Source organism: Mesorhizobium sp. M7A.F.Ca.US.014.04.1.1 (assembly GCF_003998745.1).
Lineage (GTDB): Bacteria > Pseudomonadota > Alphaproteobacteria > Rhizobiales > Rhizobiaceae > Mesorhizobium > Mesorhizobium ciceri.
Window position 1 is genome coordinate 1 of the sequence record NZ_RZRW01000329.1, and the last position, 6630, is coordinate 6630.

Annotated in this window: 4 protein-coding genes and 2 pseudogenes; 3 read left to right on the forward strand and 3 right to left on the reverse strand. The window is 59.8% G+C overall.

All coding sequences use genetic code 11. The features are described from left to right. Positions 1-121, reverse strand: a pseudogene (locus tag EOA22_RS38980) (AraC family transcriptional regulator); the annotation flags it as partial. A gap of 151 nt (positions 122-272) precedes the next feature. On the opposite strand from EOA22_RS38980, the gene EOA22_RS20850 reads away from it, so the two are divergent. Then, positions 273-1514, forward strand: a complete 1242-nt coding sequence (locus tag EOA22_RS20850) for an MFS transporter (protein WP_063170320.1) — start codon at positions 273-275, stop codon at positions 1512-1514. A gap of 68 nt (positions 1515-1582) precedes the next feature. Here EOA22_RS20850 and EOA22_RS20855 read toward each other — a convergent pair. After that, positions 1583-2439, reverse strand: a pseudogene (locus EOA22_RS20855) (alpha/beta hydrolase). A gap of 151 nt (positions 2440-2590) precedes the next feature. Between EOA22_RS20855 and EOA22_RS20860 the strand changes: the two are divergent. Then, entirely contained in the window at positions 2591-3019 is a 429-nt protein-coding gene (locus tag EOA22_RS20860) for a MarR family transcriptional regulator (protein ID WP_013529998.1), read from the forward strand. A gap of 43 nt (positions 3020-3062) precedes the next feature. On the opposite strand, the gene EOA22_RS20865 is transcribed toward EOA22_RS20860, so the two are convergent. Continuing rightward, complete coding sequence (locus EOA22_RS20865; RefSeq protein ID WP_032808605.1) at positions 3063-5069, reverse strand: EAL domain-containing protein; 2007 nt, start codon at positions 5067-5069, stop codon at positions 3063-3065. A gap of 295 nt (positions 5070-5364) precedes the next feature. On the opposite strand from EOA22_RS20865, the gene EOA22_RS20870 reads away from it, so the two are divergent. Beyond that, on the forward strand, positions 5365-6399 hold the full coding sequence (locus tag EOA22_RS20870; protein ID WP_013529996.1) for a methyltransferase: 1035 nt from the start codon (positions 5365-5367) through the stop codon (positions 6397-6399). The last annotated feature ends 231 nt before the right edge of the window (positions 6400-6630 follow it).

Genomic DNA, 6630 nt, shown 5'->3' on the forward strand with positions numbered 1-6630 from the left:
GATATTCGGTCGGCAATGCCACCGCCGGCCCGGCCACTTGCTCAAGCCACTGCCAGCGGCTCTCGTGCAACTGGCCGAGATTGGCATTGCCAGCGTGAAAGACTTCTTTGCCGTGCGGCATCTAGTTATGGCCCACTTGCGAAACTATTGGACCAAACCACGAAAGAAGTCGTCTCGCAAGCGGCTTATAAGGCACCGTCCCTAGGGTGGCCGCAAGGAGCGTCCGCCAGTTGCCTGCGGGCGTGCCCGCCAAAAAGACCACGGAGCCTACCTTGACCGATACGACAGCAGCCAGCGTCGCCCCACCGGCGAGCGCCAGTCACGCCTCAGCCCAGGCGACGGCCTTCACCGTCATCCTGGCGGTGAGCTTCTGCCACTGCATCAACGACATCATGCAGTCGCTGCTATCGGCCATTTACCCGCTCCTGAAAGAGAATTATGGCCTCGATTTCTGGCAGATCGGCTTGTTGACCTTCACTTTCCAGGTGACCGCATCCTTGCTGCAGCCGCTGATCGGCATGATCACCGACAAGCGGCCGATGCCCTATTCGCTGCCCTATGGCATGGCGTCGTCGCTGATCGGCCTGATCGTGCTCGCCTATGCCGGGCATTATTCGCTGCTGCTGATCGGTGCCTCGCTGATCGGCATCGGCTCGGCGATCTTCCACCCGGAATCCTCGCGCATCGCCCGCTTCGCTTCCGGCGGCCGCTTCGGCCTGGCGCAGTCGCTGTTCCAGGTGGGCGGCAATTTCGGCCAGTCCATGGGGCCGCTGCTGGCGGCCTTCATCGTCGTGCCGTTCGGCCAGACCAGCATTTCCTGGTTCGCCGTCGGCTCGCTGATCGGCATCATCGTTTTGTGGCAGGTCGGCGGCTGGTACAGCCGGCTGCGTGCCGCGCAGGGCACCCGCAAGGCGGCGAGCTTCGTTTCGCCCTTCCCGCGCCGCAAGGTGATGAATGCATTGATCGTGCTGACACTGCTGGTTCTGAGCAAGAATGCCTACATCGCCAGCCTCGCCAGCTACTACACCTTCTATTCCATGCATAAGTTCGGCGTTTCTGTGCAGATGAGCCAGGTCATGCTGTTCCTGTTCCTCGGCGCCTCGGCGCTGGGCATCCTGCTCGGCGGCCCGTTCGGCGACCGCTATGGGCAAAAGGCGATGATCTGGTTCTCCATCGTCGGCGTGCTGCCCTTCACGCTCGCCCTGCCCTACGCCAATCTGGAATGGACGATGGTGCTGACGGTGCTGATCGGGCTGATCCTCTCCTCGGCCTTCTCCAACATTGTCGTCTTTGCGCAGGAACTCGTGCCGGGTCGCGTCGGCATGATCGCCGGCATCTTCTTCGGCTTCGCCTTCGGCATGGGCGGCATCGCGGCGGCCGTGCTCGGCGTCGTCGCCGACATGAAGGGCATCGATTTCGTCTTCCAGATCTGCTCCTATTTGCCGTTTCTTGGATTGCTGACCGTGTTCCTGCCCAACATGAAGGAAGCGCGCAAGGCGCAGGCGGCCGCCTAGATCAGGCCTGAAACCCACGCAAGGAAAAGCACCCGCCAGACGGCGGGTGCTTTTTTCGTTCCAACGGCCTATGCTTTGAAGAAGGCCAGCAGGTCGGCGTTGACGATGTCTGCATGGGTCGTGGCCATGCCGTGCGGGAAGCCCTTGTAGACCTTGAGCTCGCCCTTCTTGAGCAGCTTGATCGTCAGCAGCGCCGAGTCCGCGATGGGAACGATCTGGTCGTCGTCGCCGTGCATGACCAGCACAGGCACGTCGATCGCCTTCAGATCCTCGGTGAAGTCGGTTTCCGAAAAGGCCTTGATGCAATCATAATGCGCCTTGGTGCCGCCCATCATGCCCTGGCGCCACCAATTATCGATGACGCCCTGCGATACCTCTGCGCCCGGGCGGTTGAAGCCGTAGAACGGACCTGATGGAACGTCGCGGAAGAACTGGGCGCGATTGGCTGCCTGCGCGGAGCGGAAGCCGTCGAACACTTCGATCGGCAGGCCGCCGGGATTGGCGGCAGTCTTGAGCATGATTGGCGGCACCGCGCCGATCAGCACCGCCTTGGCGACACGGCCGCCGGCGCCATACTTGGCGACATAACGCGCCACTTCGCCGCCGCCGGTCGAATGGCCGACATGGATGGCGTTCTTGAGGTCCAGATGGGCTGCGAGTTCCGCTACGTCGGCGGCATAGGTGTCCATCTCGTTGCCGATATCCGTCTGGGTCGAGCGGCCATGGCCTCGGCGATCATGGGCAATGACACGGTAGCCCTGTGACACGAAGAACAGCATCTGGGCGTCCCAATCGTCGCTGCTCAACGGCCAGCCGTGATGAAAGACGACAGGCTGCCCGGTCCCCGGTCCTTGTAGTAAATCTGCGTTCCGTCCCTGGTGGTGATCATGCCGCTGCCGGAGCTGGGTTTGGTTTGCGAGGTCATCTCAATCTCCTTCTGGTTACTTTCGCGATAAACAATATCGCGATATCGATATAGCTAACGCGGCCTAAAACCCTTGTCCACAAAAATATGTATCGCGATATCATTTTTCGTGGTATCGATTTGATGCCCACATTGGCAAAAGGAATGCGCCGTGCCTCTCCCGTTGGACAATCAGCTCTGTTTCACGCTCTATGCCACCAGCATGGCCATCAACCGCACCTACAAGCCGATGCTGGACGAGATGGGCATCACCTATCCCCAGTACCTGGTGTTGAACGCGCTTGGAGAGGCCGACGGCATGTCGGTCGGCACCATCGCCCATCGGCTCGCTTTGGAATCGAGCACCGTCACGCCGCTGGTGAAGCGAATGGAGCAGGCCGGGCTGGTGACCCGCCAGCGCAGCCAGACCGACGAGCGCCAGGTGCAGGTTGATCTGACATCAGCCGGGCGCGCACTGCTTGTCCAATGCAACTGCCTGAACGAAGCCTTGGTCGAACGCTCGGGCATGACGCTGACTGAGCTCGATGCGCTGAACCGGCAGATCCAGGCGTTACGCGCCGCGTTGACCGGCGACCGCTAGCACGGCTTGACGACGGCTAGCCAAACGTCGGAAGAGGCCACCATCATGCGGACTTAAGCACGGCAAATGGCCGTTTGCGCATGGCTCGCTTTGCCTGGAAACTGACGGCGGGAGCGGGACGGCCGACATGGAAGCCCTGGATCTTGTCTATGCCGAATTCGCGCATAAGGGCCATCTGCTCGTCTGTCTCCACCCCTTCGACCAGGATTTTGTGGCCGCGATTTCGAACCAGGGTGATAATGTCCTGCAGCATCGCCTTGCCGCTCGGGGAGCTGCAGTCATGCAGAAACGAGCGATCGATCTTCACCGTATCGAAATCGATCAGGCGAAGCCACGAAAGACCCGCGAAGCCGGTCCCGAAATCATCAAGCCAGATCTTGATCCCGAGCAGCTTCAGGTCGCTGATGCAGCGCAGGATGTCGGAGTGCATCTCCATCTCCAGCCCTTCGGTGATCTCGAAGGCCAGCCTGCTGCCTGCGACGCCGGTCTCGCCCAGAATGGTCGCGACCGACGTCGCGAAGCCCGGTGTCTTGAGCTGGATCGGGGAGACGTTGACACTGACGACACGGACGTGGTCGTCCGCCAGCAGTTCGGCGCACACTGTCCTTATCGCCCAGCGCCCGAGTTCCAGGATCGCGCCGGTCCGTTCGGCGACCGGAATGAACAGGCTCGGCGGAACCGATGTGCCGTCGAGCATCTTGAGGCGCATCAGAGCCTCCACCGCTTCAACCCGGTCCGATTTGACATCCTGGATAGGCTGGTAAACGAGTGAAACGAGATTCTGGCCGATCGCGATCTTCAGCAAAGCCGCAATGTTCTCGCTCTCGTCACTGCTTTGCGGGTCGGTTGGATCGAACAGCCGGGCACAATTTCGGCCGCCGGCTTTTGCCAGATAGAGAGCGCGATCGGCCTCGTGAATGATTTTCTCCAGCTTGGCCCCGGTCTGCGTCCGGGTGAATGCGGCGCCAACGCTTACCGTTACGATCGAGACGCCGTCGCGCCGCAGTTCGTGCGTCAGAGCCAGGTTCTCCACCGTGCTACAAATGGCTTCCGCAATGTCCAGGATCTGCTCCTTTTTCTCCATGCGAGCCAGGACGATGAACTCTTCGCCGCCATAGCGGCCGATGGAGCCATTATACTGTTTGATCATATCGCTAAGGGCATTGGCGACATGGATCAGGCAGCGGTCGCCTTCCTGATGGCCGTAGCAGTCATTGAACTTCTTGAAGAAGTCCACGTCGATGAGGATCGCCCCAAAGCTGGTGCCGACCTTTTGCCAATCGTTCCAGTAGTCTCGCAGCTTCTCGTCGATCGCGCGCCGGTTCTCCAGACCCGTGAGCGGATCGGTCCGCGACAACCTCAGCAGGGCCTTGCCGCGTTCGGTCGCCTCATTGTGCTGGATCTTGGCTTCCAGGGCGTTCAGGAAGACGTTGTAGCGTTCCTCATTCAGTTTCCAGTTCACATATGAGGTGAACGTGAAACAAGAAACATAGAAAGCCCCAAATACCATTTTGTATATGAGAGTTGAGGGAACAAAGTAATTTACGATATAAAGTATACATAAGATTATTGTCGAGGTTACGATAGAAAGCTTGAAATTGAATGTAAAGAAAAGATTGGCGCTCATCATGAATATGGTCCCAAAGACCATATAGTAAGAGACGCTTTCCTTGTCCGCGCCCATAATCGCCGGACACAGCCAACCAACATAGCCAAAGATGATGGCCCCGGCGCAGGTCACGTCGAGCCATTCCGTCCCGACGCCGTGGCGAAGCTGCGCTTCCAGGATCAAAAGCGCGCTCAAGCCGACCGCGAAGCGCGCCGTGATCGTATAGGCGGCCACATCCGGGATCAGCAGCAGATCCGTTGCCGAAAACAAGAGATAGATCGCAACTGCGATCCAAAGCCCTGGCCTGGCCTCCCCTCTTCGCGTCGCCCGGGCTTCGGTGCGGTAGAGGGCGCGAAGTTCGTCGGCCCCCAGTTCGTAGCGCGGCTCGTACGGCTCAGCGTCAACCGTATCGGCCAATGCGGATGACACGTGTTCGTTCATCACAATCGACCCCTTTTGAAAGGGATTTTGTTTTCCGAACTCATTTCCAGCTTCTGCCCCCACGCGGGCCGGCTCCTTGGGACGCGACGGCGATTGCGAACGCCGGGCAAACAAATGCAATCGCGCAAGACAAGTTTCCGTTAACTCGAACCCGGAATCCGGCTCGGAAACTGATTAACCAACGAACATGGTTGGCGGGAAATTAATCATAAACCTAAAATGCCGTCGGCCCGACATTGGCAAAGGGAGCATTCTACGCAATAAGTTAACCGACTGTTAACTATGGAGTGATGGCGTGCAGACCGTTCTTGATGGCAAAAGCTTGATTACTGCCGAGATGCTCGCCGGCACGCTGCCTCGGGGAAAGATCGAGCATCATGGCGAAGCGTTCGAAACCGCGCGCGCGGAGCTTGCCCTCATTCTCCACGCGACACAGCAGCAGGTCGAACAGGACAAGAACCCGGCCGAGATCGTCGGCCGCTTGCTGTCCTTCCTCAATGGCCTGCATTCCAAGGTTCATCCCGACGTCTGGCATGCGTTGATACCGGTCGCGCAGAACCATCCGATCCTGAAGTATTTTCTCGAGGATCCACTGACGCACTGGTCCTTCACCAAACCCAGGGGCTATTCCGGCGACGCGCAGTTGCTCGACTACATCTATTGTGATCCGCACGTGGCAGAGAGCGTGGCGAACGCCTCGGAGGTCGGCAAAGCACTCTATAGCCATACCCAGAACGTACCGTCATGCGTCGCGGCCCGGGAACGACGCGACCTCCTGACCCGATATGTCGACGAGATCGCGGCCAAGAACGGACCGGAAACCGAGGTTCTGGCGATCGCGGCCGGCCATTTGCGGGAAGCCAATCGTTCGGTCGCCCTGACGGAGGGCCGTCTCAAGCGCTGGGTTGCGCTCGACCAGGATCCCCAGAGCGTTGGGCTGATCTCGCGCGACTTCCAGGGCACCGCCGTCGAAGCCATCGACGGCTCGGTGCGAACCGTGCTCACGCGGGGCCACAAGCTCGGCAAATTCGACTTCATCTACGCCTCCGGCCTTTACGACTACCTCGCCCACAACGTCGCGGTGAAACTCACGAAGACCTGCCTGCAGATGTTGAAGCCGAACGGAACATTCCTGTTCGCCAACTACGCCGAGGGCACCCCCGACGCGGGGTATCGGGAGACGTTCATGGACTGGGTGTTGCTGCTGCGATCGGAGGTCGATATGTGGAACATCGTCAATGCCAGCGTCGACCGCAACACCGTCGAGGCGCAGGTATTCTTCGGCGAGAACCGCAACGTGCTCTATGCCGTCATCGAAAAGCGCGGATAGCGGCCGTCTGGGCTGCACCAGGCCGGTCGTGCCTTTGGCTTGCACCTCCGGCCGCCTTCCGCTATAGAGCCGCCACCCGCGTAGACACCCTTGGAGGCAACGCGGCGGAAGGCCGCCTTCCCGCATGATCCCGAAAAGTGGATTCCGGTTTTCGGACCAGATCATGCATGGGTATGTCGGCTTTCGACGTTTACGGTCCAGGCACTCTGCCCACCGTGAGCGCTCCAGAAC

Excerpts from the sequence above, each read along its gene's own strand:
- EOA22_RS20865 (WP_032808605.1), bottom strand. The coding sequence starts at position 5,069 with ATGAACGAACACGTGTCATCCGCATTGGCCGATACGGTTGACGCTGAG.